A 24,255-nucleotide genomic window follows, 5' to 3' on the forward strand; every position below is an offset into this window, starting at 1 on the left:
ATCAGGCAGGCGCCCTGCCCCTGCGCCACTGCATCAGCGCACCGAGTGCGGCAAGCAGTGCGGCGCCCAACGCGACCCAGAGCCGAAGGACGACTGTCCCGGTCTTGGGTGATGGCGCGTCGGCGGGCGTGAGTTCTAGCTTGAGGCCGCTGACGGGCTGAGGACCATCGGACGCAGGCTCAGTCGCCGGTGTTTGCACCGGTGCCGCCGCCGGTGCAACCGCGACCACCGGTTCGACCGACGCGCTCGGCTTGCGCGAAGCCGCAGGCGGCGACAGCTCCGCCTGCGCGAACCGCTGCACGCCCGCATTGCGCTCGCGCAGCCCGGTCGCGCGAACCGCCTCCTCATAGGCCCGCGCCAGCTCGCGCCGCGTGGCCGCATCCGGCTTCCAGTAATTCAGCCGCACCGCATCGAGCATGCGCTCCAGCGTCTGCGCGAAGGCCGCGCGGTTGTTGCCCTCCAGCCATTCGCGCGCGCCCAGCTTGTATCTGTCGCGCACGTACACATCGTGCAGCGACTGCCACTGGTCCTGCCGCACGGCCTGCGGCGCCGTGACCTGCCAGCCCCAGAGGAACTGCGCGGTCTTCAGCACCTGCAGCGTGCCGCTGTAGCCCTCGGCCTTCTGCGCCTCGATCCACTGCGGGTGCAGGTAGCGGGTCTGCATTTCGCGCGCGATGGCGCCTGCGGCCGTGTCGGTACGCACAGCGCCGCCGTCGCGCAGGTTCTGCACGTACAGCGCCGGGTCCTTGCCAGTGAGCTGGCGCACGGCCTGCGCGATGCCGCCGAGGTACTGGAACGGATCGTCGTTGGTCAGCACGCCGTAGAGGTTGGAACTGCGCGCCATCAACGCCGCGTCGACCTGCATGAGATTGCCCGCGTAGGCCCCGGGCCGCGCGGCGCCGTCGAGGCCCTTGCCGTAGGCGTGGCCCATGCGGTCCATGTAGAGCTGCGCCATCTGCGCGTCGCCGCCGCCGCGTTGCTGGCTCGCCCATACGTCGCTCGCAAGCGCGGCTTCCTCCAGCCCGGCGCCATAGCTGCCCTGCTCGTTCGAGAACACGCGCGCGGTCGACCAGCGCTGCGCCTCCTGCGCCGATGCGCCTTCCGCGCGGAGCTTGCGTGCCAGTGCCTCGCTGTGCCGCGCCACGGCGTTGCCCGATTCGTGCAGGGCCGCCACCTGCTGCACGGCCTCGTCGAGCCAGCGCATCGCGTTGGAAAACTGGTCGCGGTAGGAGCCGGTGACACTGATCAGCACATCGATGCGCGGCCGCTTCAGCACCGACGCGGGAATGAGCTCGATGCCGGCGATGCGCCCGCCCTCGTCCCAGCGCGGCTTCACGCCCATGGCGTAGAAGGCCTGGCTCTCCAGCACGCCCTGGTGGCGCGAAGCCTCGCCGGCCCAGAGCGTGAAGGCGATCTTTTCCGGCGGCTTGCCGGCATGGGACTTCGCGTGTTCGGCGATCCAGGCGTCCATCGCGGCCACGCCCGTGTCCCACGCCGCGCGCGTCGGCATGCGGCTCGGGTCGAAGCCGTAGAGGTTGCGGCCGGTCGGCAGGCTGTCGGGGTTGCGTACCGGGTCGCCGCCGTAGCTCGACTTCAGGTAGCGGCCATCGAGCGCGGTCAGCAGGCCTTCGATTTCCTCGTTGTGCGCGAGCACGGCGTCGAGCTTCTGCGCGCGTTCGGCCAGCAACAGAAGATTTTGCTTCTCCGCGGCGGTCTTGCCCATGGCGCTCGCCGCCTGCGCGTCGGCGAGCGCAAGCTCGACCCAGCGCGCGGGCCTCGAACTGGCAATGCGCTTCGCATCGATCAGAAAGGCCTCGTCGATGTCTTCGCCGAGCGCCTCGACCAGCGGCTTGCCGAGGATCTGCAGGATGGTCATGCGGCGGCGCAGCGCATCGGGTGCCTGACCGAAGGTCGCGAGGCCCAGCGGCTGCGCGGTCTGCGCGAGTTCGTCGAGGTACGGATGCAGCACGGCGACGAAGCCCGCGAAATCCGCGCGAATGCGCGCGGGTGCCCAGCTCAGGTCGCGGTCGTAGTGCTGTTCGATGAACTCGGCCGTCAGCTGCTTTTCCATCGCGCTCTTCACGGGGCCGGGCGAGAGCGTTTCCCAGTCGTGCATGCGCTCGTGCATTTCCTGCACGCCGGGCCGGAAGCCGGCGGGCGCGAACATCGGCGTCGAATGGCTCACCATCGTCGCGCGGCCGCGGCGCTTGGCGGTGGTGGCTTCGCCGAGGTTGTCCATGATGAACGGATAGACGTTCGGCAGATCGCCGAGCGCAAGCAGCGGATCGTCCTGCACCGACAGCCCGCGTTCCTTGCCCGCCGACCATTCGAGCGTGCCATGCGTGCCCACGTGCACCACCGCGCTGGCACCGAACTGCGTGCGCAGCCAGAGGTAGGTGGCGAGGTAGCCATGGCTCAGCGGCACGGCCGAGCGGTGGTAGACCTGCTCGACCTTGCCCGCCACCTGCGTGCCGGGCTCGAAGCGCGGCGGCTGGCGCAGCACGACGACGTTGCCGAACTGCACGCGCGGAATCACGAACGCCGGCTCGCCCGCAACGGGGCGCAGCATGGTCGATTTTTCAGGCGGTCCCCAGTATGTTTCGATGCGGCGCTGCGTCTCGGCAGGCAGCGCGCGAAACCATGCGAGGTAGCGCGACAGCGGCATCGCATCGGCAAGCTTCCTGTCGAGCAGCGGCTGCAGTTCGTCGCCCTGCCCCGTCGGGTAGTAGGCCTTCATCGTGGCCTGCACCTGCGCGATCAACGCGTCGGTGCCCGGCAGCTCGGTGCGGTAGCCGGCCGACTTCATCGCCGCGAGCATGTTGCTCACGCTGCGCGGCACGTTGAGGAAGGACGCGCCGAAGTTCGCCTCGCCCGGCGGATAGTTGTAGACCAGCATCGCCACGCGGCGGTCCGCAGCCGGCGTGCGCTGCAGGCGCAGCAGCGCGGCAGCCTTGTCGGCCACGGCGTCGATCTGAGCGGGCAGCGGCTGCAGCGTGCCGGTAGCCGCGTCGCGGGCGGTGACGAGCATCGGGTCTGTCATGCCGGCCAGCTCACTCGGGCTGTAGTACGCGGCGATGTCGGTTTGCGAGAGGCCGTCCTTGCTCTGTGCCCATTGCGTGGCGTCCATCGCCAGCGAAGGCAGCGTCTGCAAGACCGGCACGCCGATGCGCTCGAGCTCGGCCTTGCGCTCGTTGGGACTGAACACCAGCGAGGCATTGACGATCGCATCGGCAACGCGCCGTTCGCCTGCATGCGTCATGCGGAAGAACAGGTCTTTCTGCTGGCGCGGGCCGTAGAAGGCATAGGCGCGCAGGCCACGCCGTTCGAGAGAGGCGATCAGCGCGTCGAGCCAGCCGGTGTCGTCGCCCGTCACGGTGGCGCTGTTGATGGCAATGGCGACCGTGCCGCTGCCGGGCAGCCGTTCGACGGCGGCGATGTCGGCTTCGATACGGGGCCAGGCCGGGTGATAGAGGCCGGCCAGCGGCAGCGGCACGGCATCGGGCAGTCCAGCGAGATTGCCGGGCTGCGCCAGCGCCTTCATTGCCGCGCCGAGGTTGGCGGTGCCGGCAAAGCGCCAGTACTCGCGCAGCCGCTGCGCCCACGCCGCATCGACGTCTCGTTCAGCCGCCAGCGGCGCGGCGGCGGAGGTCTGCCCCTTGGCCACCAGCGCGAACTCGCCGATCAGCACATACGGCGCGGCGCTCTGCGCAATCGTTTCGCCGAAGCGTGCCGCCGCCGCCTGCGCGACGCTGATGTGCGGCGCATCGATGACGAGCAAACGTGCGCCTTCGAGCGCGGCGGCCAGCATCCCGGGCGAGTCCTGCGACGCCGACACCACCTGCAGCGGCAGCCCCGCTTCGCGCGCCGCGGCCTGCAACCGCACCACCCGCGCCGGAGACACCAGCGATGTGCTCAGCACCACGACACGGGAAGGCGCCTGCTGCGCCTGCTGCGCCTGGGCCGGCGCGAAGACGCCCAGGCCCAGCATCAACAACCAGAAGAAGAACCGCGTCACTTCCCGCCCTGCGCCGGCACCGCATCGGCCGGCACATAGATCATCGTGCCGTCCTTCAGTCGCCAGGCGGTGCCGGCCTTCTCGCCGTCGCCCTGCCCCGTCGCGCCGCTGGCCTTGAAGCGCGTGATCTTGCGGCCTTCGCGCGTGACGATCTCCATGTTCGGCTGGCCTTCGTTGCGGATGATCGTCACCTTGTCCTGCGCGAAAGGGTTCATCGGGTTGTTGATGACTGCGATCATCAGCATGCCGATCACCACCATGAACACGTCGATCAGGTTGATGGTCGAGAGCACCGGGTCGTCGTCGTCGCTGTCCAGGCTGCTCAGTATGGAGAACTGCCGACGACTGCTCATGACAGCCGGTCCCGCGCGTCGAGCACCGCCACCAGCTCGCGCATGAGCCAGCGGCGGCGCACGGTGTAGACCACGAAGGCGATCGAGGCCGAGGCCAGCGCCACGATCACGCTCGCGAACGCGGGCGCCAGGCTCTGCGCCACGCCCTGCGACTCGCCCGAGGCCACGGCCACGAGCGCGGGGCCCATCGGGATCATGGTGGCGATCAGCCCCAGCATCGGCGCCACGCGGCTGCACAGGCGCACGCCTTCGAGCTGCTTGAGCACGACCAGCTCCATCTGCTCCTGGCTGGCCTGCGCGTGGCGCTGCAGCACCAGCGCGCGCAAAGGATCGCGGCGCCGCTGCAGATACTCGATGCCGAACGCGCCGAGGCAGTACACGGCATAGACGAAAGACAGCAGCACGCCCAGCGTCACCGGCCAGAGGAACAGGCGCGCAAGCTCGAAGAGAACGGTATCGAAGGCCAGCATCAGGTGGGCTCCACGGCAGGCGGTTGATCGAAAAGGTCAGAAGGCCGGCCCCAGCCTTCGTCGAACACCAGCGACGCGAGCGGCTCGCGCTTCGCCCAGCGTTCGCGCTGCAGCATCGGCTCTTCGTAGAAGCCATGCACGGGGCCAAGGCACAGCAGCGCGATGGGCTCGGCGCCTTCGGGCAGGCCGAGCAGCACCGACACCTCGACCGGATCGAACAACGACACCCAGCCCATGCCCAGCCCCTCGGCGCGCGCCGCGAGCCAAAGGTTCTGGATGGCGCAGGAGGCCGAAGCCAGGTCCATCTGCGGCAGCGTGCGGCGGCCGAACACATGCTTCTCGCGGCCGTCGGCCAGCGTCACCGCCAGCAATTCGGCGGCGTCGAGCAGGCCCTGCACCTTGAGGCGCATGAATTCGTCTTCACGCTCGCCCAGAACACGGGCCGTGAGCACGCGTTCCTGTTCGACGACGCGGTGCAATTTCTGCCGCAGCGCCTCGCCGCGAATGCGGATGAACCGCCAGGGCTGCATGAAGCCGACGCTGGGCGCGTGGTGAGCTGCGTCGAGCAGCCGGCGCAGCACCTCGGGCTCGACCTGCCCGCCTGCGAAGTGGCGCATGTCGCGGCGTTCGTGGATGGCGCGGTAGACGGCCTGCGCCTCGTCTTTTGGGAAAGCGTGATGCTTCATTCGGGGCGCGTGCACAGGGCACCGGGTACTCCCCTCCGCGAATGTCCCCCGCTTCGCTCCTCCTTTATTTCGCTGCGGGGAGCACCCGGTGCCCTGTGCACGAAGGCACGCTGCCGGTTCGCGGCCGATCGACAAGTGCTCTGAACGATCACGCTGGCGGGGTGCCTTGCGCAGCGAAATAAAGGAGGAGCGAAGCGAGGGACATTCGCGGAGCAAGGTACCCCGTCGGCGTGATCACGCCCTGAACAACGACGACAGCTATTCACGTCAGTCCTCGATGCCGCGCTGCGCCGGGATGCCTGCCTTGAAGGCGTGCTTGACGAGCGTCATCTCGGTCACGGTATCGGCCAGCTCGATGATCTCCGGCGGGCAGCGCCGTCCCGTAAGCACCACATGCACATGCCTGGGTCGGGCGCGCAGCGTTTCGAGAACGTCTTCGAGCGGCAGCCAACCGTAGATCAGCGGGTAGGTGATCTCGTCGAGCACCACCAGGAAGTGTTCGCCCGACAGGATCGCCGCCTTGGCCTTCTCCCAGCCGTCGCGCGCGAGCTGGCCCGAGCGTTCGAGATCCTGGCTCTTCCAGCTGAAGCCGTCGCCGAGGCCTTCGATCGGAATGCCGATCTGTTCGAACATGCGGTGCTCGCCGAAGCGCGCCGATGGCACCTTCATGAACTGGTAGATCTTCACGGCCTTGCCGCGGCCGTGGGCGCGCAGCGCGAGGCCGAAGGCCGCGGTGCTCTTGCCCTTGCCGTCGCCGGTGTTGACGATGACGAGTCCGCGGCGTTCGCCTTCGGGCTTTTCGTAGGGCTTTTCGCTGGGAGGGGTTTCTATTTGCATGGGTTCTCTCATCAGTTTCGGGGCTGCTGGTTCTAGGGGCGTGCGAATGGCACCGGGTACTCCCCTCCGCGAATGTCCCCCGCTTCGCTCCTCCTTTATTTCGCTGCGGGGAGCACCCGGTGCCATTCGCACAAGGGCGCAGCCGTAGTGCCGGCCGCACAAGCGCTGCGCCCATCGCTCACGCCGATGGGGTGCCTTGCGCAGCGAAATAAAGGAGGAGCGAAGCGGGGGACATTCGCGGAGCAAGGTACCCCATCGGCGTGAGCGCGCCCCCGAACAACGCGCCGCAAGCACCGCACATTTCATATCGGCAACGCAATCCACTGGTCCGCCACCCGATGCACGCGGATGCGGTAGTCGAACACCTGTTCCAGCGCGGTGTGAGTGGCGGGCTCGCTGCAGCCGCCGTGGTGCACCACGCGGCCGCGGTCCATCACGACGAGTTCGTCGGCCGCCAGCGCCATCGGCAGTTCGTGCAGCACGCTGACCACGGTCTTGCCATCGGCCACGAGCGCGCGAGCAGTCTGCATCCAGTCCGCCTGGTGCGGTGGGTCGAGGTTGGCGAGCGGCTCGTCCATCAGCAGCAGTTCGGCCTCGACCGCGAGCGCGCGCGCCAGCAGCACGCGCTGGCGCTCGCCGCCCGAGAGCTGGCCCAGCGGGCGGTCGCGCCAGTCCCAGGCCTGGGTGCTGCGCAGGGCACACTCCACGGCCTCGCGGTCGGCCGTGCTGGGGGCGGCCAGCCAGCGCTGGTGCGGCAGTCGGCCGAGCATGGCGACGTCGTAGACCATCAGGTCGTCGGCGCTGCCCTCGCCCGTGCCGCTCTGGCCCAGCCATGAGAGGCGCTGGGCGCGGATGCGCGCCGGCACCTTGCCCTGTGCCTCGCCGAAGAGCCGCACTTCGCCACGATGCGCGAGCAGGCCCGCGAGCGCCTTGAGCAGCGTCGACTTGCCTGCGCCGTTCGGGCCGACGATGCTGGTCCAGCGAGCGGCGGACAGCGCCAGGTCGATGTCGTGCAGCACCTCGGCGCCGCCGAGCGTGGCGCTCACGCGGCGTGCTTCGAGGGCTGGTGTGTGTTGCTTGTTCATGCCACGCCACTCCGCGCGCCGCGCCGGTGCATCAGCCACAGCAGGTAGCTGCCGCCCAACACGGCCGTGAGCACGCCCACCGGCAGTTCCTGCGGCGCGATCAGCCAGCGCGCCAGCAGGTCGGCCGCCATCAGCAGCAACCCACCCATCAGCGCCGACAGCACGATCAGCCGCGCATGCGTGGTCTTGACGACCGAGCGCACGAGGTGCGGCGCGGCCAGGCCGACGAAGGCAATCAACCCGGTCTGCGCCACGGCCGCACCAGTAGCCAGTGCCAGCACCACCACCAGCGCCGCGCGCATCGCGCCCAGCGGCAGACCCAGGCTGCGCGCCGTGGCCTCGCCGAGCGCGAGCCCGTCGAGCACCGGCGCCAGCGCCCAGGCCAGCAGCAGGCACGCTGCGCCGACCATCGCCATCACCGCGCAGGCGCTCCAACCGACGAGGCCGGTGCTGCCGAGAATGAAGCCCTGGATGGCCTGCAGGATGTCGGCCGAGGCGATGGTGATGAGGTCTTTCGCGGCGCCGAGCACGACGCCGACGATCACGCCGGCCAGCAGCAGCCGCAGCGTCTGCTGCACGCCCCGCGCCAGCATCAGCGTGAGCATCACCGCCAGCACCGCACCGAGGAAGGCCGCGCCTGTGAGCCCGAGCCGCATCACCCACTGCGTGCTGGCGACCGAGCCGCCGAACATCAGCAGCGCCAGCGCCACGCCGAGCGAAGCACCCGAGGCGCTGCCCAGCAGGTACGGATCGGCCAGCGGGTTGCGGAACAGCCCCTGCGCGACCGCGCCTGCCAGCCCGAGCAATGCGCCGGCCAGCCATGCGCCGAGCGTGCGCGGCAGGCGGATGTCCCACACGATCTGCAGCGCCACCGGGTCGTGCCGCGCCGCGAGCAAGCTTTCGAAGCCGGTGCTGCCGATGCCCAGCCCCAGCACGATCAGCGCAACGCCGAGCACCAGCAGGCCGGCGCCGAGCAGCAAGACGCGCCGCAGGTGGGCCGTGTGCCTGAGCGCCGCGTTCATTGCTTGCCGCCCTTGTCGCTCAGGCACTGCGCCATCAGGCGCGCGGCCTCGTCCATGCGCGGGCCGGGGCGCACGAGCACGTCGGACTGTTCGGCAGTGAAGCGGCAGATGCGGCCTTCGCGCACCGCGCGGATGCCGGCCCAGCCGGGGCGCTGCTCCAGGCCCTGCGCACTGCGCACGCTGACCATGATGAGGTCGGGATTCGCGCGCACCACGTACTCGGGGTTGAGCTTGGGAAACGGCCCCAGCGATGCCGGCACGATGTTCTTCTCCCCGAGCCGCGTGAGCGTCTCGCCGATGAACGACGTCTCGCCCGCAGCATACGGTGCGCTGTTCACTTCGAAATACACGCGCAGCCCCTTCGCACTCGCAGGCACCGACTGCGCGGCGGCCGACACGCCGGCATCGATCACGCGCCAAACGTTGGGCGCCTCGTGCGTGCCGAGCACCTGATCGAGCTTGTCGAGCACGCGCTGCACGTCGGCATGGCTCTTGGGTTCGAGCACCAGCACCTTCATGCCCAGCGCTTCGAGCCGCTGCGTGACGCGCGACGACTTGGCGAGCAGCACCGCATCGGGCTTGAGCGCGACGATGGCTTCCACGTTCGGGTCGATGCCGCCGCCGAGCTGCGGCAGCGCCTTCACCTGTTCGGGCGAATTGGAGTAGCGGTCGACGCCTACCAGCCTGTCGCAGGCGCCAAGCGCGCAGACCGATTCGGTCAGCGCCGGCAGCAGCGAGACGATGCGCTGCGGTGGTTGCGGCAGGCTCACGGTTGCGCCGCGTTCGTCGACCACGTCGAGGGCGTGCGCGCCAAGTGCGAACAGGGCCAGGCCCAGCGCAGCCAGTGGAATGCGGATCGTCTTCTTCATGCGGCAGGCGCTTTCAGGCTCAACGGCAGGCCGGCCGCCATCAGGGTGACGCGGTCGCAGGCGGCGGCCACGTCCTGGTTCAGTCGGCCGAGCGCGTCGACGAAGGCGCGCGTCTCGCGGCCCAGCGGAATCACGCCCAGGCCGATCTCGTTGCCGACCAGCACCACCGGCCCGCGCGCCTCGCGCAGCGCGGCCAGCAGCAATGCCACGTGCGTGGCTGGTGTGCGCGTCACGGGCCTGGCGTCTTCGGAGTGCATCGGCATCAGCAGGTTGGTGAGCCACAGTGTGAGGCAGTCGACGACAACCAGCGTCTCGGGCGAGCTCTGCGTGACGACGGCGCGCGCGAGTTCGATCGGCTCCTCGATGGTGTGCATGCCGGGCACGCGCTCGGCACGGTCGGCCTGGTGGCGCACGATGCGCTCCAGCATCTCGTCGTCGTAGGCCTGCGCGGTGGCGATCAGCACGGCGCGGTGCGTGCGAGGCTCGGCGGCGAGCCAGTCGATGGCGCGCTGCTCGGCGCGGCGCGACTTGCCGCTCTTCTGGCCGCCCAGGATGAATTCGTGCTCGGCGGTCTTCGGCTTACTCGGTTGCGGCATGGCTCTCCAACTCGATGGGCATGGCGCCGAAAAGGCGGGCCGTGGCTTGCGGACTGGAGGCAAACCACGCGTGAAAATAGCTCGCGCGCACCGAGCCGAGCACGTACAGCGCTTCACCGCCGCGCTCGCCCACGGCCTGCGTCGCGCCGGGCCGGGCGGTATGGGCGGCAGGCGCGAGCGAGGTTTCGCAGCGCGAATAGTGGAAGGTGTGGCCACGCAAGGTGTCGCTGCCGAGCGTGAGCTGCTGGGGGCCAAGGCCGGCGAGCCGCTTCTGCATGGTCACGCGGCCCGGCAGCAGCCCCCAGAGGCGGTGGACCTGTGCATCGTCTTGCATTGCCAGTTCGTCGAACAGCGCCATCATGCCGCCGCACTCGGCCCAGACCGGCTTGCCCGATGCAGCATGCGCGGCGAGCGATTCGCGCATCGGCACGCAGGCGGCCAGCGCTGCGGCGTGCAGCTCAGGGTAGCCGCCGGGCAGCCAGACGGCGTCGCAGGCCGGCAGGGCATCACCGGCGAGTGGCGAGAAAAAGGACAGCCGTGCGCCCAGCGCAGCGAGCACGTCGAGGTTCGCGGGATAGATGAACGAGAAGGCCGCATCGCGCGCGATGGCGATGGTGCGCCCCGCCAGCAACGCCGGGATGGCTTCTTCAGATTCAGTCGCTTCGAAGCGCACCTGCGGCAGCTGACTGGCCTGCATCCGGCCGAGCGGCGTGGCGGCCAGCACATCGGCCACCGCATCGAGCCGCGCCATCGGATCGCCGAGTTCGGCGGCGGCCACGAGGCCCAGGTGCCGCTCGGGCAGCGTGAAGCCCGCGTCGCGCGGCAGGGCGCCCAGCCATTGCGAAGGCTCGCGCAATGCGTCCTTCAGCATGCCCGCATGCCTTTCGCTGGCCACGCGGTTCGCAAGCACGCCCGCCCATGGCAATCCGGACCGGAAATTCTGCAGCCCGTAGGCCAGCGCGCCGAAGGTGCCCGCCATGGCGTGCGCATCGATCACCGCGAGCACCGGCAGGCCGAAACGCTCGGCCAGGTCGGCCGCGCTGGGCGTGCCGTCGAACAGACCCATCACGCCTTCGACGATCAGCAGGTCGCATTCGGCCGCTGCGGCGCGCAGGCGCGCCCGGCAATCGGCCTCGCCGGTCATCCACAGGTCGAGCGAATGCACCGGCGCACCGGTGGCCAGCGCCAGCCAATGCGGATCGAGGAAATCGGGCCCGCACTTGAAGGCGCGCACCCGGCGGCCCTGGCGCGCATGCAGCCGCGCGAGCGCCGCCGCGACGGTGGTCTTGCCCTGCCCCGAGGCCGGGGCGGCCACCAGCACGGCGGCGCACGAGGCCGCCGCGGCATCGGCGGCGGCGCTTCGTGGCGAGGGTTGGCTTAGTGAGGCGTCCACTTGAGACCGACGTACGCGGTGCGGCCTGCATTGGCGTAAAGCCGCGCGTACTGGTAGTCCTTGTTGCCCACATTGTCGACGCGCGCAACAAGGTTGAGGTCGCGCGTGATCTGCGTGGAGGCCGACAGGTTCAGCACGGTGTATCCGCCCAGCTTCACGCTGTTGGCTGCATCGTCGTAGCGGCGGCTCGATGTCTGCACCTCGGCGCCCAGCGTCCAGCCGGCAATGCGCCAGTCGGCGCCCAGGGTGGCGTGGCGTTGCGCGCGGCGGGCCAGCAGGTTATGGGTGGCGAGGTCGCGCGGGTCCTGGAAGTCGAACGAACTGCGCAGCGTGACATCGCCGAAGCGCTGGCTGCCCGACAGCGTGACGCCCTGGTAGCGGGCGCGCGCGGTGCTCGAGTAGCAGCCGAACGAGGAGGCACAGCCCTTGGCCGTTCCATCGAACCCGATCAGGTTCCGCACGCGGCTGCTGTAGACGACGATGCCCGCCTGCGTGGCGCCTTCGGTGTACTGCAGGCCCAGCTCGACGTTGCGGCTCGATTCCGGCTTGAGCGTGGCCAGGCCGTATTCGCTGAAGCGCTGGTACAGCGTGGGCACGCGGAAGGCCGTGCCCGCAGAAGCCGTGAAGCGCAGCGATGGCGTGATGGCATAGCCGTAGGCCGCGCTGCCGGTGGTCTTGCCGCCAAACTCGCTGTCCTTGTCGTGGCGCACGTGCAGCTGCAGCGAATGCGGGCCCTGCACGAAGCCGTAGCCGAGCGAGATCGCATCCTGCGAACGGTCGCGCGACAGCAGTTTGGATGTGGTGGTGGGTGCGTTTTCGAGTGCATCCTCACGGCGTTCGAGCGTGGCCGTCACCAAGTGCGGGCCGAAGCGGAATTCGTTCTGGAACAGGTAGCCGCGCAGGTTGGTTTCGGTGCGGTAGAACGAAGGCTGCGTCTTGTAGACCGATTGCGAATCGGTCACCTGCACGCGGGTGCTGTAGACGTCGTTCCACTTGGCCGACCAGGTCAGGCCCGCGGTGCGCAGCGTGTTGGTCGACTCGTCGTCGCGGAACAGGATCGGCGGCCTTGTCCTGTAGGACACGGCGGCGTCGTAGCCGGCCTTGATCTCGCTGGTGAGCAGCGTGGCATCGATACGCTGGTCGGGCGAGATCTGGAAGCCCAGCTTCACGTTGCCCGAGGTGCTGGTGTAGCCGTCGCGGTCGGGGCTGGTGTAGCCGTCCTTGACCACGTTGCGCTTGTCGGCGGGCTGCACGTTGTAGCCCTTGCTTTCTTCATGCGCCACGCCGAACGAATAGTCGAACAGACCCGACTTGCCGCTCACGCCGCCTTCGATCTTGCGCAGGCCGTTGCTGCCGAAGCCGATGCCCGCGTAAGGCGCCACGCCCTCTTCGCCGCGCCTGGTGAAGAGCTGGATCACGCCGCCGATGGCATCCGAGCCGTAGACCGCGGCGGCCGGGCCGCGCAGCACTTCGATGCGGTCGATCTGCGAGAGCGGAATGCCTTCCCAGCCGGCGCCGCCGGTCGATTGCGAGTCGATGCGCACGCCGTCGAGGTAGACCGCCGTGAAGCGCGTTTCCGCACCGCGAATAAACAGGCTGGTGGCGTTGCCCAGGCCGCCCGAGCGCGAGATCTCGATGCCGGGCAGGCGCGAGAGAACGTCGGCCACGCCGGTCGCGCCGCTGCGCTCGATGGTCTGCCGGTCGACGATGGACACGTCGCCCACCAGATCCGACAGCGCCTGCGGCGTGCGGTTGGCCGTGACCACCGTTTCGCCGAGCGTGGGGGCCTCCTGTGCATGGGCCAGGCCGCCGAAGGCGGTAGCCAGCGCCAGCGGCAGGCAGGCGTGGCGGAAACGGCGCGCAGGAGCGCGGCCGCGAGAAAAACAAACGTGGGAAATCATGGAATGAGCCGAACGAACGTCAATACCCCTCGCCGGCCTCCCCGCCGGCGCCTGGGCGCCATGGCCGCCCCATGCATCTATCACGCATGCGGCAGCCGCCTTGTTGGCCGGTATCCGGGCTGGCAGAACGACCCCTGCCGCCTTCCCAGGCACCTGTTTCAGGGCACCCAGTGGCTTCGATGGAAAGGGGTTGGCGCCTTGCGGCGCCGTCTGCTTGACCGTTGCGGGGGCAGCGCAGGCGGCTTCTGCCTTGTTCCGACCTGATGGGTCGGGGCTTCCACTCCTGCTTCCCGTTGAACCGCGGCGCGTGAACCACGCCGCAGGCACCAACGGGCGGGATTTTAGAGCCTGCCGGCCGCTCGTTAATTCGAAAGTTGCGGTCGCCGCTAACATCGGCGGCCATGATGCGGCCCGCCTCGGTTTTCCTGAATCTTCGTTCGGCGCTGCAGCGTCTCTTCGGCGTCTCGGGCTGGCAGTCGATGCTGCTGTGGTCCATCGGGGCCGGCCTGCTGGGCACGCTGGCGACCGAAGTCTTCCGCACGGCGCTCCTTGCCTTCGAGCATCTGGTGCTCGGGCCGGGCGAAGGGCTGGTGGCGACGGCCAGGCACCTGCCGTGGTGGGCGCGCATTGCCTGCCCCACGCTAGGCGGGCTCGTGGCCGGGCTGCTGCTCGTGCTGGCGAAACGCATCGCGGTGCGAAGCGCCACTTCCGACTACATGGAAGCTATCGTGCTCGGCGACGGACGCATCCCGGTGGCACAGACACTGGTGCGCAGCGCCTCGTCGCTGGTGAGCATCGGCAGCGGCGGCTCCATCGGGCGCGAGGGCTCGATGGTACAGCTGGCGGCGCTGGCGGCTTCGCTGCTGGGGCGGGTGTTCCGCTTTCCGGTCGAGCGGCTGCGGCTGCTGGTGGCCTGCGGCGCGGCGGCGGGCCTGACCGCGGCCTACAACGCGCCCATCGCCGGCGCCTTCTTCGTCGCCGAGATCGTGCTGGGCTCCATCGCGATGGAGAGCGTGGGGCCGATCATCATCGCTTCCGTGGTTGCCAACGTGGCGATGCGGGCACTGTCCGGCTACCAGCCGCCTTACAGGATGCCGGCGTTCCCGGAGATCCATGGCGCCGAGGTCGTGCTGTTCTGCGTGCTCGGCGTGCTGCTGGGCTTTGCGGCGATCGGCTTCCTGCGTGCGCTGCAGGGCAGCCGCGCGCTGTTCTCGCGATTGCCGCTGGCGCTGCCATGGCGGCTGGCCCTGGGCGGGCTGGTGATGGGCGCGGTGTCTGTGCCCGTGCCCGAGGTCTGGGGCAACGGCTACAGCGTGGTCAATGCGGTGCTGCACACGCCCTGGCCATGGACGCTGATCGCGATGGTGCTGGCCGCCAAGGCGGTCGCCACGCTGGCCACGGCCGGTTCGGGCGCGGTGGGCGGCGTGTTCACGCCGGCGCTGTTCTTCGGCTGCATGGTGGGCGCGCTGTTCGGCCAGGGGGTGCAGGCGGTGTGGCCGGCTGCGAGCTCGGCGCCGTTCGCCTATGCCATCGTCGGCATGGGGGCGTTCCTGGCGGGCGCGACGCAGGCGCCGCTGATGGCGATCCTGATGATCTTCGAGATGACGCTGAGCTACCAGGTCATGCTGCCGCTGATGGCTGCGAGCGTCATCGCGTACTTCGTCGCGCGCTCGGCCAATGCCGGCTCGATGTACGAGATCACCCTGCGCCGCAACGAACAGCGCGACACGCAGATGCGCCTGCGCGGGCTGCACATGCGCGACCTGGTGCAGCCAGCCGAAACGGTGGTCGGCCCGGAAGCGGACCGCGAGGCGATGAGCAAGCTCTTCCTGCAGCACCCGGTGAAGTACCTGTACGTGGTCGATGCGGACAACCGCTATCTCGGCGTGGTGCCGCTGTCGGCTCTTGGCACGGCACCCACCGAGACGACCGCCGGCGCCCTGCTCTCGCAGGCCATCCTGCCGCTGACCGCCGACACCGGCCTGGGCGAAGCACTGCAGCGCTTCCTGGATCACCTGGGCGAGCGGCTGCCGGTGATCGAGAGCGCGGCCAACCCGGTGCTGCTGGGCGTGGCCGCGAAGAGTGCGCTGCTCGCCACCTACGTGCGCCTGAGCGAGCCATGAAAGGTTTGATCGGCGGACTGCGAAGCCGCAGAATCCTGACCACGCCACGGGCCGCGCCCGGCCTCGGCGGGACCGCCTCCCCGGGAAACTACAATCGCCAACCATGCCCGCCTCCAGCCCCATCGACCAGATCGCCGAGCGTGTTGAACGACTGCTCGTGCGTCACGAAGAGGTGCAACGCACCAATGCGTTGCTGCAGGAGCAGGTCGATGCGCTCACGCGCGAACGCGACGCCCTGAAGTCGCGACTCGCCGCGGCTCGCACGCGCCTCGACGCCCTGCTCGAACGGTTGCCGGCTGAACCACCCCCCGAAGATTCCACCGCATGAAGCAGATTGAAGTACAGATCATGGGCCAGAGCTACCTGCTCGGCTGTCCCGATGGCGGCGAGGCGCAGCTGCGCGAAGCCGTCGAACGCGTGGACGCGGCCATGTGCAAGATCCGCGATGCAGGAAAAGTCAAGGCCCGCGATCGCATCGCGGTGCTGGCCTCGCTGAACCTGGCGTTCGACCTGGCGGCGCAGCAGGCTGCAGCCGCGGCCGCACCCGTTGCGGCACCCGCTACCGCGGCCGCCACGGACAGCAGCGACGCCGATCCAAAGGCCGCGCAACTCATTCAAAGACTCGATCAAGCCCTGGCCGGCGATGGACATTTACTCTGAATGAATCCCGCAGGGAGACAGACGAAGCGTAAAATCCACTCCGTCTGCAGACTGTGTCGGGCTTAATATTTCCTTGTTCCAATGCTCTCCGGAGCCGGGCTTGGTACATCGCTCGACGGGCGTGATCATCTCGCGTCAGATGAACCCGAAGTCCTGCTGCCCTCGCCCACCTGAACCCTGGTTCAGGATGCGGGTCCGGCACATCACCTGCAGACACCTATTCCTGCCACGGCCCCCTGCATCCACTGCACGGGGCCGTTGCTTTTTCCAAACTCCCCTCGCGTGACCTTCCCGTGAACCTCGCTGCCCTGCTCGACCCCATCCTGATCGCCGAACTCGCCGCCCTGGGCCTCGGCACCGGTTTTCTCGCGGGCCTGCTGGGCATCGGCGGCGGCATGCTGATGGTGCCGTTCATCACGATCATCATGGGCCATCGCGGCGTGCCGGCCGACCTCGCGGTGAAGATGGCCATCGCGACCTCGATGGCGACGATCATCTTCACATCGGTGTCGAGCGTGCGCGCGCACCACAGGCGCGGCGCGGTGCGCTGGGACATCGTGCGGCGGCTCGCGCCCGGCATCGTCATCGGCAGCCTCGCGGGCAGCCTCGGCGTGTTCTCGCTGCTCAAGGGCACGGCACTGGCCATCTTCTTCGCGCTGTTCGTGGGCTTCTCGGCCACGCAGATGTTCCTCGACAAGAAACCGGCGGCCACGCGCCAGATGCCCGGCACGGGAGGCCAGTTCGCGGCGGGCGGTGCCATCGGCTTCATCTCGGGCCTCGTGGGTGCGGGCGGCGGCTTCATCAGCGTGCCGTTCATGACGTGGTGCAACGTGTCGATCCACAACGCGGTGGCGACCAGCGCGGCGCTGGGCTTTCCGATCGCGGTGGCGAACGTGCTGGGCTATGCGGTCAGCGGCCAGTCGGTGCAGGGCCTGCCGTCGGGCTCCTTCGGCTACATCTGGGTGCCCGCGCTGGCGGTGATCGCCATTTGCAGCGTGTTCACCGCGCCGCTGGGCGCGAAGGCCGCGCACAGCCTGCCGGTGAAGAAGCTCAAGCGCGTGTTCGCGAGCATCTTGTACCTGCTGGCGGCCTACATGCTCTGGAAGGGGCTGCACGGCTGATCCGGCGGGCGAAAAAATCCCTTCGCGCCCGAGGTACGTCCCATTGCGGCGCGCAGGGCCGCGCCGTATAACGGCCTCATGAAAATCCTCATCGCCGTCGATGGCAGCGCCTACACCCGCAAGGCGCTCGACTACCTGTTGTCCAACCGGGGCATGTTCGTGGACGGGCATCAGCTGGTGGTGGTGCACGTGTGCACCGGCATCTCGGGCCATGTCTCGCGTCACCTGAGCAAGGAGATCGTCGCGGACTACTACGCCGAGGAAAGCGCCAAGGTGCTCGATCCCGTGAAGGCGCTGTTCGCCGAGAGCGGCGTGAGCAACTACACGATCGACTCGCGTCACGGCCACGTGGCCGAGGAAATCCTCAAGTCGGCCGCTGCGGCGCAAGCGGGGCTGATCGTGCTCGGCACCCATGGCCACGGCATCTTCGGCCGCGCGCTGATGGGCTCGGTCGCCACCAAGGTGATCGCCGAGACGAACACCACGGTGCTGCTGGTCCAATAGGCCGGCCTCTCGCTACTGCGCGCGCTGCTGCCGCCACTCGCGCGGCGAGCAGGCGAAACGCTCGCGGAACGCGCGGCTGAAATGAGCCGCATCGTTGAAGCCGCGGCCGTATGCAATTTCCGCCACCGGCCGACCCGCGAGGCGCGGCTCCAGCAGGTCGCGGCTGCACGCCTCCAGCCTGCGTTCCCAGATGTACTGCGCGGGCGTCAGCGGCTCGCTCTTGAACACGCGGTGGATGTGGCTCACCGACACGCCCAGCGCGGTCGCCAGCGTGCCCACCGACAACGAAGGATCGGCCAGTTGCTCGTCGATGCGACGCTTCACGCGCGCGAGGTGGTACGCCGCTAGGTTGCTGAGCGAAGGTGCACGCGCCGCAGGCAGCGTCTGCAGCCCCGCCACGAGGATGTTCTGCACGCCATTGGCAACCGCCAGCGCCGAGGCGGGCTGCAGCTTGTCGATGTCTTCGCGCAGCGTGTGGATCATGCCCAGCAGCAGGTGCCCCGCCCCTTCGCGCCCCGACACGGTGGTGGCCGTCAGCGCCTCGGTGTCGCGCAACTCGCTGCGCAGGCGTTCGCCGGGCAGCTTGAGCACGATCTGCTCGAAGGACTCGTCGAACAGCAGCTGGTAGGGCCGCGTGCTGTCGTACAGCGCGAAGTCGCCGGCCGACAGCACGGCGTCGCGGCCGTCCTGCCGCACCACGCCCTGGCCGCGCGCCTGGATGCTCACGAGAAAGCAGTCGTCGCTGGAGTGCGAGATGTGCCCCGGCGTGCGCATCACCTTCTGCGGGCCCGAAGTGACGACCGACACGTCGAGGCCGGGCAGCGCGTGCTGGCGGATGCTGCCTTCGAAATCGCCGGTATCGCCTTCGCGCACCGGATCGCAGCCGAGCTGCACGTAGACGTTGCAGATCATGTCGGTCCAGTAGGCAAGCCGCTGGTCGCGCGAGACGGCATCGGTGCTGAGCAACTGGGTCATCGGGAGTCCTCGGAAAGCCTGAACAACAGGGACATGCAACGCTGGAACAAGAACACCGCCAATCCGGGTCAAGGCATTCCGGCGGCGCGAATTTACGCTTCAAGCAACCCGCATGCCACAGCGCAAACCCGTGCGAAAGGGGTGCGGTTCGTTACTTTCATTGCATCTGGAGACCCACCATGCCGACCACCGTTCACCCTAAGCTGCGCGTCGCCGCCGTGCAGGCCGCGCCCGTGTTCCTCGACCTCGACGGCACCATCGACAAGACGATCGACCTGATGGCGCAGGCCGCGAAACAGGGCGTGCAGCTCATCGCCTTTCCCGAGACCTGGGTGCCCGGCTATCCGTGGTGGATCTGGCTCGACTCGCCGGCCTGGGGCATGCAGTTTGTGCAGCGCTATCACGACAACTCGCTGGTCGTCGGCTCCGCCGAGTTCGACCGCATCAGGGAGGCGGCGCGCAAGCACAGGATCTGGGTCTCGCTCGGCTACAGCGAGAAGGCCGCGGGCAGCCTCTACATTGCGCAGGCGCTGATCGACGACCAGGGCAACACCGCGCAGACGCGGCGCAAGCTCAAGCCCACGCACGTCGAACGCACCGTGTTCGGCGAAGGCGACGGCTCGGACCTCGCCGTGGTCGACACCCCGCTCGGCAACATCGGATCGCTCTCGTGCTGGGAGCATTTGCAGCCGCTGAGCAAGTACGCGATGTACTCGCAGAACGAGCAGATCCACTGTGGCGCATGGCCCAGCTTCTCGCTGTACCGCGGCGCGGCCTATGCACTGGGCCCCGAGGTCAACAATGCCGCGAGCCAGGTGTATGCGGCCGAGGGCCAGTGCTTCGTGGTCGCGCCCTGCGCCACGGTGTCGAAGGCCATGAGCGAGCTGATGTGCACCGACGCGGGCAAGCAGCAGATGCTGCGCACCGGCGGCGGCTTTGCACGCATCTACGCACCCGACGGTTCGCCGCTGGGCACGCCGCTGGCTGAGGACGAGGAAGGCCTGGTGATAGCCGACATCGACCTCGGCATGATCTCGCTCGCCAAAGCGGCCGCCGACCCGAGTGGCCACTACTCGCGGCCCGACGTCACACAGCTGCTGCTCAACAAGACGCGCCGCGAACCCGTGGTGGTGCAGCACACGCCGGAGCCTGAAAGCAGCGTGACCGAGCCGGTCGCGGCCTGAACACACGGAGCCGCGCCATGGAATCAGCCATTGCCGAGCACTTGAAGTGCCCCCGCACGCGGCACCGCCGCGTGGATGACGACTACACGCCGCCCTACCCCGTGTGGTCGGCCCGCGCGCCGACTGCGGTCAAGCAGGTCGTGATGGGCTATTTCGGCGTGCAGTCGCGCGGCGCCGAGATGCAGGGCCGCGCCTGCGCCGCGCTGATGAAGATCGCCCGCGGCTTCGCGCTGCCCGACGGCCCGGGCCACCACGACCTGGCGCACTACGTCGATGCCGACGACTTCGACAACATGATCGCCATCGCCTACTGGAGCGATGCCGCGGCGTTCGCCCGCTGGTGCGCCACGCCCGAGATCGATGCATGGTGGCGCTCCGAAGAGCGGCTCGCGGAAGGCCTCGGCTACTTTCGCGAGATCGCCTCCCCGCACGTCGAGCACTTCGAGACCATGTTCAACACGCCCGACCGCTTCGAGGGCGTCGGCGTGGTCATGGGCGAAGCCAGCGGCGAGCTGCAGGAACACGGCTACTGGGGCTCCATGCGCGACCGCATTCCGCTCTCGCAGACCGACGCGATGGCGCCTTCCGGCGCGCGCGCCATCGTCGCGGGCACGCCGGCCCCAGGGCAGCGCGTGCGCATCGCGAGCCACGAGAACATCGCGATGATCCGCTCGGGCCAGGAATGGACCGACACCACCGGGCAGGAGCGCACGCTCTACCTGCAGGACATGGAGCCGGTGCTGCGCGAAGGCATGGACTTCCTGCGCGACCAGGGCCTGCCCATCGGCTGCTACAGCAACCGCTACATGCACCATCTCGACGCGCACGGCGCGCCGCTGCAGAAATCCTTCGGCCTGAGCTACTGGCGCTCGCTGGCCGACATGGAGCGCTGGGCCGAGTCGCACCCCACGCACGTCGCGATCTTCGGCAGCTTCATGCGCTATGTGCAGGCGCTGAACTTCCAGCTGCAGCTGCGCGTGTACCACGAGGTGTCGGTGCTGAAGGCCGACGAGCAAAGCTACGAGTACATCAACTGCCACGCGCGCAGCGGGCTGATGAACGGTCTCGCGCCCGCTTCGCAGGACAGTCTCAGGCGGTGAAAAGCCCCTTGTGCTCGGCGCGCAGCAGCGCCTTCTGCACCTTGCCCATCGTGTTGCGCGGCAGCTCCGGCACCACGAAGCAGCGCTTCGGGATCTTGAAGTTCGCGAGCTTCGACTTGAGCTCGGCCACGATGGCATCGGCATCGACCAAGGAACCGACCTTGGGAATGACGATGGCCACGCCCACCTCGCCGAAGTCGGGGTGCGGCACGCCGACCACGGCGCTCTCGGCAACACCGGCCATCTCGTTGATGTAGCCCTCGATCTCCGCCGGGTACACGTTGTAGCCGCCGCTGATGATCAGGTCCTTGCTGCGCCCGACGATGGTGATGTAGCCGCGCCCATCGATCTTGCCAACGTCGCCGGTCTTGAAGAAGCCGTCGGCAGTGAACTCTTCCTTCGTCTTCTCGGGCATGCGCCAGTAGCCCGCGAACACGTTGGGGCCGCTGACCTCGATGTTGCCGATCTCGTCGGTGGTGCAGCTGCGGCCGCCGTCGTCGCGCACGCGCAGCTGCACGCCCGGCAGCGCAAAGCCGACAGTGCCGCCGCGGCGTTCGCCCTGCTCGGCCCGGTAGGGGTTGGACGTGAGCATGGCCGTCTCGCTCATGCCATAGCGTTCGAGGATGGTGTGGCCGGTGCGCTCGCGCCATTCGTCGAAGGTCTCGATCAAGAGCGGCGCCGAGCCCGCGACGAACAGCCGCATGTTGCGCACCGCCTCGCGCGTGAGGCCCGGCTCGGCCAGCAGCCGCACGTACAGCGTGGGCACGCCCATGAACACCGTCGCCTCGGGCAGTTTCGCGACGACGCGCTTCGGCTCGAATTTCGAGAACCACAGCATCTTGCTGCCGTTGAGCAGCGCGCCATGCAGCGCCACGAACAGGCCGTGCACGTGGAAGATGGGCAGCGCATGGATCAGCACGTCGCCTTCGGTCCAGCCCCAGTAGTCCTTCAGCACCCGGGCGTTCGACAGCAGGTTACCGTGCGTGAGCATCGCGCCCTTGCTGCGGCCCGTGGTGCCGCTGGTGTAGAGGATGGCGGCCATGTCGTCGGCCTTGCGCTGCGCCACCGTGTGTTGGTCGCTGCACTGCGCGGCTACTTCGAGCAGCGTGCCGGTGCGGTCGTCGTCCAGCGTGAAGACGTGCTTCGTACCCGCTGCCGTGGCAATCGGCGCCACCCACGAGGCATTGCGGCCGGTGCACACCACCACGGCCGGCTCGGCGTTGCCGATGAAGTATTCGATCTCGGCGCTCTGGTAGGCGGTGTTGAGCGGCAGGAACACATAGCCCGCGCGCAGCGTGGCTAGGTACAGCAGCATCGCCTCGACCGATTTCTCGACCTGCACCGCGATGCGTGCGCCCTTCTCCAGCCGGAGCGCGTCGAGCAGGTTCGCGATCATGGCGCTGGCGCGCTCGATGTCGCGCCACGAGTAGAACAAGCCGTTGTCGGTCTCGACGGCGATGCGGTCGAGGTCGGCGGGGAATGCCGCGCGCAGGGCGGCGAACAGGTTGGCGTTGGCGGTCTTCTTCATCGGACGGTTTCTTCTCTTCAGAAATTCGGGGGGCGCTTGGCGAGAAAGGCGGCGATGCCTTCGCGGTGCTCCGCGGAGTCGGCGTAGTCGTAGGCGGTGGCCAGCAAGCCGTGGGCCGAGGGGGCGCCGGCGCGCAGCGCGGCAAAGGTCTTCTTGTGCAGGCGCGCGGCCTGGGGCGCGAGCGCGGCGATGCGCGCGGCATGAGACTGCACTGCAAGCGCCACTTCGTTGTCGGGCAGCACCTGCAGCAAAAAGCCCGCGTCGTACAGGCGCTGCGCACCGTGCACGCCGGCGGCCAGCAGCATGTCGCGCGCGAGCACGTCGCCGATGGCGCCATGCACCAGCGCGGCTTCGCGCGGCGCCATCGGGAAACCGAGCCTGGCAATGGGTGCGCCGAACTTCGCCGACGCGCCGGCCAGGCGGATGTCGCAGCAGCTCGCGATTTCGATGCCGGCGCCCATGCAGGCACCCTCGATCTGCGCGACCAGCGGCAGCGGGCAATCGAGCATGGCCTGCAGCGCGGCCCACACCTCGTTTTCGTGGAATTCGCGCAGGCTGGGCTCTTCGAAGCGGAACGACGGGTATTCGGAAATGTCGCCACCCGCGCAGAAGGCCGCGCCCTCGCCGCGCACGATGACGCAGCGCAGGCCGCCATCGTCGTCGCTGCCGAGGCCGTCGAACACGGCGCGCAGCTCACGCCACATGGCACGCGTCATGGCATTGAGGCGCCCCGGGTTCGACAAAGTGACGACCGCGATGGCGCCTTCCCGGCGCAGCGAAATGCAGCTGTCGGTCATTCGAGCTTGGCGCCCGATGCCTTCACCACCGCGGCCCAGCGCTTGATCTCGGCATTGACGAAGCTGCCGTAGGCCGTGGTGGTGAGGTTCGGGATCTCGGAGCCGTTCTGGGCCCAGATGGTTTTCAGGTCATCGGTGGCGAGCGCCTTCTTCATGTCGTCGATCGCGCGCGTCTGTGCTTCGACCGGCGTGCCCTTGGGCGCCCACAGCCCGTACCACGTGGTGACGGTGTAGTCGGGCAGGCCCACTTCGGCCGCGCAGGGCACGTCGGGGAAGGCGGGGTTGCGCTTGCTGCCGGCCACCATCAGCGCCTTGATGCGGCCGCTCTTGATGTGCTGGGCCGAGGAGCCCAGGCCGTCGAACATCAGGTCGACGTTGCCCGAGATCAGGTCGGACAGCGCCGGGCCCGCGCCGCGGTATGGAATATGGGTGATGAAGGTGCCCGTCTGGAGCTTGAACAGCTCGCCCGCCAGATGGTGCGAGGTGCCCGAGCCCGCCGAGCCGTAGTTGAACTTGCCGGGGTTGCGCTTCACCAGCGCGATGAACTCCTGGATCGTGTTGGCCTGCACGCGCTTCGGGTTGATCACCACCACCTGCGGCACGTTGGCCAGCAGCATCAGCGGCACGAAGTCTTTCTCGATGTCGTAATCGAGCTTCGGGTAGATCGACGGCGCGATCGCGTGGTGCACCGCGCCCATGAACAGCGTGTAGCCGTCGGCCGGCGCCTTGGCGGCGATGCTCGCGCCCAGCGTGCCCCCTGCCCCGCCGCGGTTGTCGATGACCAGCGTCTGCCCCGCGATGCGCGAGAACTGGCCCGAGAGCGGCCGTGCGAACGCATCGGTCCCGCCGCCGGCCGGGAACGGCACGATCATCGTCACCGGCTTCGTCGGCCAGCCCTGCTGGGCTCGCGCAGCGCCGCAGAGAACCGCCGCACCGGCGGCAGCCGCGCGCAAGACGTCGCGGCGTTGAAAGCTTGGGTTCATTTGTCTCATCTCCAGTTTGTCGTTGTGGATCTTGCCGCCCGATGCGGTGTCCG

At 68.7% G+C, this 24,255-nt stretch carries 22 protein-coding genes and 1 riboswitch; of the genes, 7 read left to right on the top strand and 15 right to left on the bottom strand.

Annotated features, from left to right (window positions below; genetic code table 11):
* Position 1: 1 nt before the first annotated feature.
* From cobN to ASC92_RS19895, 11 genes are all read right to left on the bottom strand, one after another.
* Positions 2-4,015 carry a cobaltochelatase subunit CobN gene (gene cobN / locus ASC92_RS19845; protein WP_056518869.1) on the bottom strand — a complete coding sequence of 1,338 codons (4,014 nt, stop codon included), beginning with the start codon at positions 4,013-4,015 and terminating at the stop codon, positions 2-4.
* Positions 4,012-4,368 carry a DUF2149 domain-containing protein gene (locus tag ASC92_RS19850; protein ID WP_056518870.1) on the bottom strand — a complete coding sequence of 119 codons (357 nt, stop codon included), beginning with the start codon at positions 4,366-4,368 and terminating at the stop codon, positions 4,012-4,014. The genes cobN and ASC92_RS19850 overlap by 4 nt, the downstream gene beginning before the upstream one ends.
* Positions 4,365-4,838: a MotA/TolQ/ExbB proton channel family protein gene (locus ASC92_RS19855; RefSeq protein WP_056518872.1), complete on the bottom strand. Its 474-nt coding sequence runs from the start codon at positions 4,836-4,838 to the stop codon at positions 4,365-4,367. The genes ASC92_RS19850 and ASC92_RS19855 overlap by 4 nt, the downstream gene beginning before the upstream one ends.
* Positions 4,838-5,524 (bottom strand): 5,6-dimethylbenzimidazole synthase, encoded by a 687-nt coding sequence (bluB, locus tag ASC92_RS19860; RefSeq protein WP_056518874.1) that lies wholly within the window; start codon positions 5,522-5,524, stop codon positions 4,838-4,840. Before bluB ends, ASC92_RS19855 begins: the two co-directional genes overlap by 1 nt.
* A 267-nt stretch (positions 5,525-5,791) precedes the next feature.
* Positions 5,792-6,361 carry a cob(I)yrinic acid a,c-diamide adenosyltransferase gene (cobO, locus tag ASC92_RS19865; RefSeq protein WP_056518876.1) on the bottom strand — a complete coding sequence of 190 codons (570 nt, stop codon included), beginning with the start codon at positions 6,359-6,361 and terminating at the stop codon, positions 5,792-5,794.
* Between the two features lie 302 nt (positions 6,362-6,663).
* Complete coding sequence (locus ASC92_RS19870) at positions 6,664-7,446, bottom strand: ABC transporter ATP-binding protein (RefSeq protein ID WP_056518879.1); 783 nt, start codon at positions 7,444-7,446, stop codon at positions 6,664-6,666.
* Positions 7,443-8,468 carry a FecCD family ABC transporter permease gene (locus tag ASC92_RS19875; protein WP_056518880.1) on the bottom strand — a complete coding sequence of 342 codons (1,026 nt, stop codon included), beginning with the start codon at positions 8,466-8,468 and terminating at the stop codon, positions 7,443-7,445. Before ASC92_RS19875 ends, ASC92_RS19870 begins: the two co-directional genes overlap by 4 nt.
* Entirely contained in the window at positions 8,465-9,337 is an 873-nt protein-coding gene (locus ASC92_RS19880) for an ABC transporter substrate-binding protein (protein ID WP_056518882.1), read from the bottom strand. The genes ASC92_RS19875 and ASC92_RS19880 overlap by 4 nt, the downstream gene beginning before the upstream one ends.
* Positions 9,334-9,933 carry a bifunctional adenosylcobinamide kinase/adenosylcobinamide-phosphate guanylyltransferase gene (locus ASC92_RS19885; RefSeq protein ID WP_056518884.1) on the bottom strand — a complete coding sequence of 200 codons (600 nt, stop codon included), beginning with the start codon at positions 9,931-9,933 and terminating at the stop codon, positions 9,334-9,336. Before ASC92_RS19885 ends, ASC92_RS19880 begins: the two co-directional genes overlap by 4 nt.
* Positions 9,917-11,326, bottom strand: coding sequence for a cobyrinate a,c-diamide synthase (locus ASC92_RS19890; RefSeq protein ID WP_056518885.1), 1,410 nt, complete (start codon positions 11,324-11,326; stop codon positions 9,917-9,919). The genes ASC92_RS19885 and ASC92_RS19890 overlap by 17 nt, the downstream gene beginning before the upstream one ends.
* The gene (locus ASC92_RS19895; RefSeq protein ID WP_056518887.1) at positions 11,311-13,227 is read right to left on the bottom strand and encodes a TonB-dependent receptor domain-containing protein; all 1,917 of its coding nucleotides are present in this window, start codon (positions 13,225-13,227) and stop codon (positions 11,311-11,313) included. Before ASC92_RS19895 ends, ASC92_RS19890 begins: the two co-directional genes overlap by 16 nt.
* 87 nt (positions 13,228-13,314) lie before the next feature.
* Positions 13,315-13,573: riboswitch (cobalamin riboswitch) on the bottom strand.
* Between the two features lie 55 nt (positions 13,574-13,628).
* On the opposite strand from ASC92_RS19895, the gene ASC92_RS19900 reads away from it, so the two are divergent.
* The 5 genes from ASC92_RS19900 to ASC92_RS19920 all read left to right on the top strand — a co-directional run bounded on the left by ASC92_RS19900 (position 13,629) and on the right by ASC92_RS19920 (position 17,635).
* Complete coding sequence (locus tag ASC92_RS19900) at positions 13,629-15,350, top strand: ClcB-like voltage-gated chloride channel protein (RefSeq protein WP_056518888.1); 1,722 nt, start codon at positions 13,629-13,631, stop codon at positions 15,348-15,350.
* A 103-nt stretch (positions 15,351-15,453) separates the two neighbouring features.
* Positions 15,454-15,678, top strand: a complete 225-nt coding sequence (locus ASC92_RS19905; RefSeq protein ID WP_056518890.1) for a hypothetical protein — start codon at positions 15,454-15,456, stop codon at positions 15,676-15,678.
* A complete protein-coding gene (locus ASC92_RS19910; protein WP_056518892.1) occupies positions 15,675-16,010 on the top strand; it encodes a cell division protein ZapA in 336 nt (111 codons plus the stop codon). Before ASC92_RS19905 ends, ASC92_RS19910 begins: the two co-directional genes overlap by 4 nt.
* A 293-nt stretch (positions 16,011-16,303) precedes the next feature.
* Complete coding sequence (locus ASC92_RS19915) at positions 16,304-17,131, top strand: sulfite exporter TauE/SafE family protein (protein ID WP_056518893.1); 828 nt, start codon at positions 16,304-16,306, stop codon at positions 17,129-17,131.
* Between the two features lie 78 nt (positions 17,132-17,209).
* Positions 17,210-17,635 carry a universal stress protein gene (locus ASC92_RS19920; protein WP_056518895.1) on the top strand — a complete coding sequence of 142 codons (426 nt, stop codon included), beginning with the start codon at positions 17,210-17,212 and terminating at the stop codon, positions 17,633-17,635.
* 12 nt (positions 17,636-17,647) lie between these two features.
* Here the strand turns inward: ASC92_RS19920 and ASC92_RS19925 are convergent, their stop codons facing one another.
* Complete coding sequence (locus ASC92_RS19925; protein ID WP_056518898.1) at positions 17,648-18,610, bottom strand: helix-turn-helix domain-containing protein; 963 nt, start codon at positions 18,608-18,610, stop codon at positions 17,648-17,650.
* Positions 18,611-18,789: 179 nt separating this feature from the next.
* On the opposite strand from ASC92_RS19925, the gene ASC92_RS19930 reads away from it, so the two are divergent.
* The gene (locus ASC92_RS19930) at positions 18,790-19,794 is read left to right on the top strand and encodes a carbon-nitrogen hydrolase family protein (RefSeq protein ID WP_056518900.1); all 1,005 of its coding nucleotides are present in this window, start codon (positions 18,790-18,792) and stop codon (positions 19,792-19,794) included.
* Positions 19,795-19,811: 17 nt separating this feature from the next.
* Positions 19,812-20,894, top strand: coding sequence for a phenylacetaldoxime dehydratase family protein (locus ASC92_RS19935; RefSeq protein ID WP_056518902.1), 1,083 nt, complete (start codon positions 19,812-19,814; stop codon positions 20,892-20,894).
* Here the strand turns inward: ASC92_RS19935 and ASC92_RS19940 are convergent.
* The 3 genes from ASC92_RS19940 to ASC92_RS19950 are packed head-to-tail and all read right to left on the bottom strand — an operon-like array spanning position 20,884 to position 24,202.
* Entirely contained in the window at positions 20,884-22,422 is a 1,539-nt protein-coding gene (locus tag ASC92_RS19940) for a malonate--CoA ligase (protein WP_056518904.1), read from the bottom strand. The two genes, ASC92_RS19935 and ASC92_RS19940, sit on opposite strands and share 11 nt — an antisense overlap.
* 17 nt (positions 22,423-22,439) lie before the next feature.
* On the bottom strand, positions 22,440-23,219 hold the full coding sequence (locus ASC92_RS19945; protein WP_056518905.1) for an enoyl-CoA hydratase/isomerase family protein: 780 nt from the start codon (positions 23,217-23,219) through the stop codon (positions 22,440-22,442).
* Entirely contained in the window at positions 23,216-24,202 is a 987-nt protein-coding gene (locus ASC92_RS19950; RefSeq protein ID WP_056519161.1) for a Bug family tripartite tricarboxylate transporter substrate binding protein, read from the bottom strand. Before ASC92_RS19950 ends, ASC92_RS19945 begins: the two co-directional genes overlap by 4 nt.
* Between the last annotated feature and the right edge of the window lie 53 nt (positions 24,203-24,255).

This window comes from Variovorax sp. Root411 (genome assembly GCF_001425205.1).
Taxonomy (GTDB): Bacteria; Pseudomonadota; Gammaproteobacteria; order Burkholderiales; family Burkholderiaceae_C; genus Variovorax.

Coding starts and splice junctions, on each gene's coding strand:
- ASC92_RS19850 (WP_056518870.1), bottom strand. CDS start 4,368: ATGAGCAGTCGTCGGCAGTTCTCCATACTGAGCAGCCTGGACAGCGAC.
- ASC92_RS19855 (WP_056518872.1), bottom strand. CDS start 4,838: ATGCTGGCCTTCGATACCGTTCTCTTCGAGCTTGCGCGCCTGTTCCTC.
- bluB (WP_056518874.1), bottom strand. CDS start 5,524: ATGAAGCATCACGCTTTCCCAAAAGACGAGGCGCAGGCCGTCTACCGC.
- cobO (WP_056518876.1), bottom strand. CDS start 6,361: ATGCAAATAGAAACCCCTCCCAGCGAAAAGCCCTACGAAAAGCCCGAA.
- ASC92_RS19870 (WP_056518879.1), bottom strand. CDS start 7,446: ATGAACAAGCAACACACACCAGCCCTCGAAGCACGCCGCGTGAGCGCC.
- ASC92_RS19875 (WP_056518880.1), bottom strand. CDS start 8,468: ATGAACGCGGCGCTCAGGCACACGGCCCACCTGCGGCGCGTCTTGCTG.
- ASC92_RS19880 (WP_056518882.1), bottom strand. CDS start 9,337: ATGAAGAAGACGATCCGCATTCCACTGGCTGCGCTGGGCCTGGCCCTG.
- ASC92_RS19885 (WP_056518884.1), bottom strand. CDS start 9,933: ATGCCGCAACCGAGTAAGCCGAAGACCGCCGAGCACGAATTCATCCTG.
- ASC92_RS19895 (WP_056518887.1), bottom strand. CDS start 13,227: ATGATTTCCCACGTTTGTTTTTCTCGCGGCCGCGCTCCTGCGCGCCGT.
- ASC92_RS19900 (WP_056518888.1), top strand. CDS start 13,629: ATGATGCGGCCCGCCTCGGTTTTCCTGAATCTTCGTTCGGCGCTGCAG.
- ASC92_RS19905 (WP_056518890.1), top strand. CDS start 15,454: ATGCCCGCCTCCAGCCCCATCGACCAGATCGCCGAGCGTGTTGAACGA.
- ASC92_RS19910 (WP_056518892.1), top strand. CDS start 15,675: ATGAAGCAGATTGAAGTACAGATCATGGGCCAGAGCTACCTGCTCGGC.
- ASC92_RS19920 (WP_056518895.1), top strand. CDS start 17,210: ATGAAAATCCTCATCGCCGTCGATGGCAGCGCCTACACCCGCAAGGCG.
- ASC92_RS19925 (WP_056518898.1), bottom strand. CDS start 18,610: ATGACCCAGTTGCTCAGCACCGATGCCGTCTCGCGCGACCAGCGGCTT.
- ASC92_RS19930 (WP_056518900.1), top strand. CDS start 18,790: ATGCCGACCACCGTTCACCCTAAGCTGCGCGTCGCCGCCGTGCAGGCC.
- ASC92_RS19935 (WP_056518902.1), top strand. CDS start 19,812: ATGGAATCAGCCATTGCCGAGCACTTGAAGTGCCCCCGCACGCGGCAC.
- ASC92_RS19940 (WP_056518904.1), bottom strand. CDS start 22,422: ATGAAGAAGACCGCCAACGCCAACCTGTTCGCCGCCCTGCGCGCGGCA.
- ASC92_RS19945 (WP_056518905.1), bottom strand. CDS start 23,219: ATGACCGACAGCTGCATTTCGCTGCGCCGGGAAGGCGCCATCGCGGTC.
- ASC92_RS19950 (WP_056519161.1), bottom strand. CDS start 24,202: ATGAACCCAAGCTTTCAACGCCGCGACGTCTTGCGCGCGGCTGCCGCC.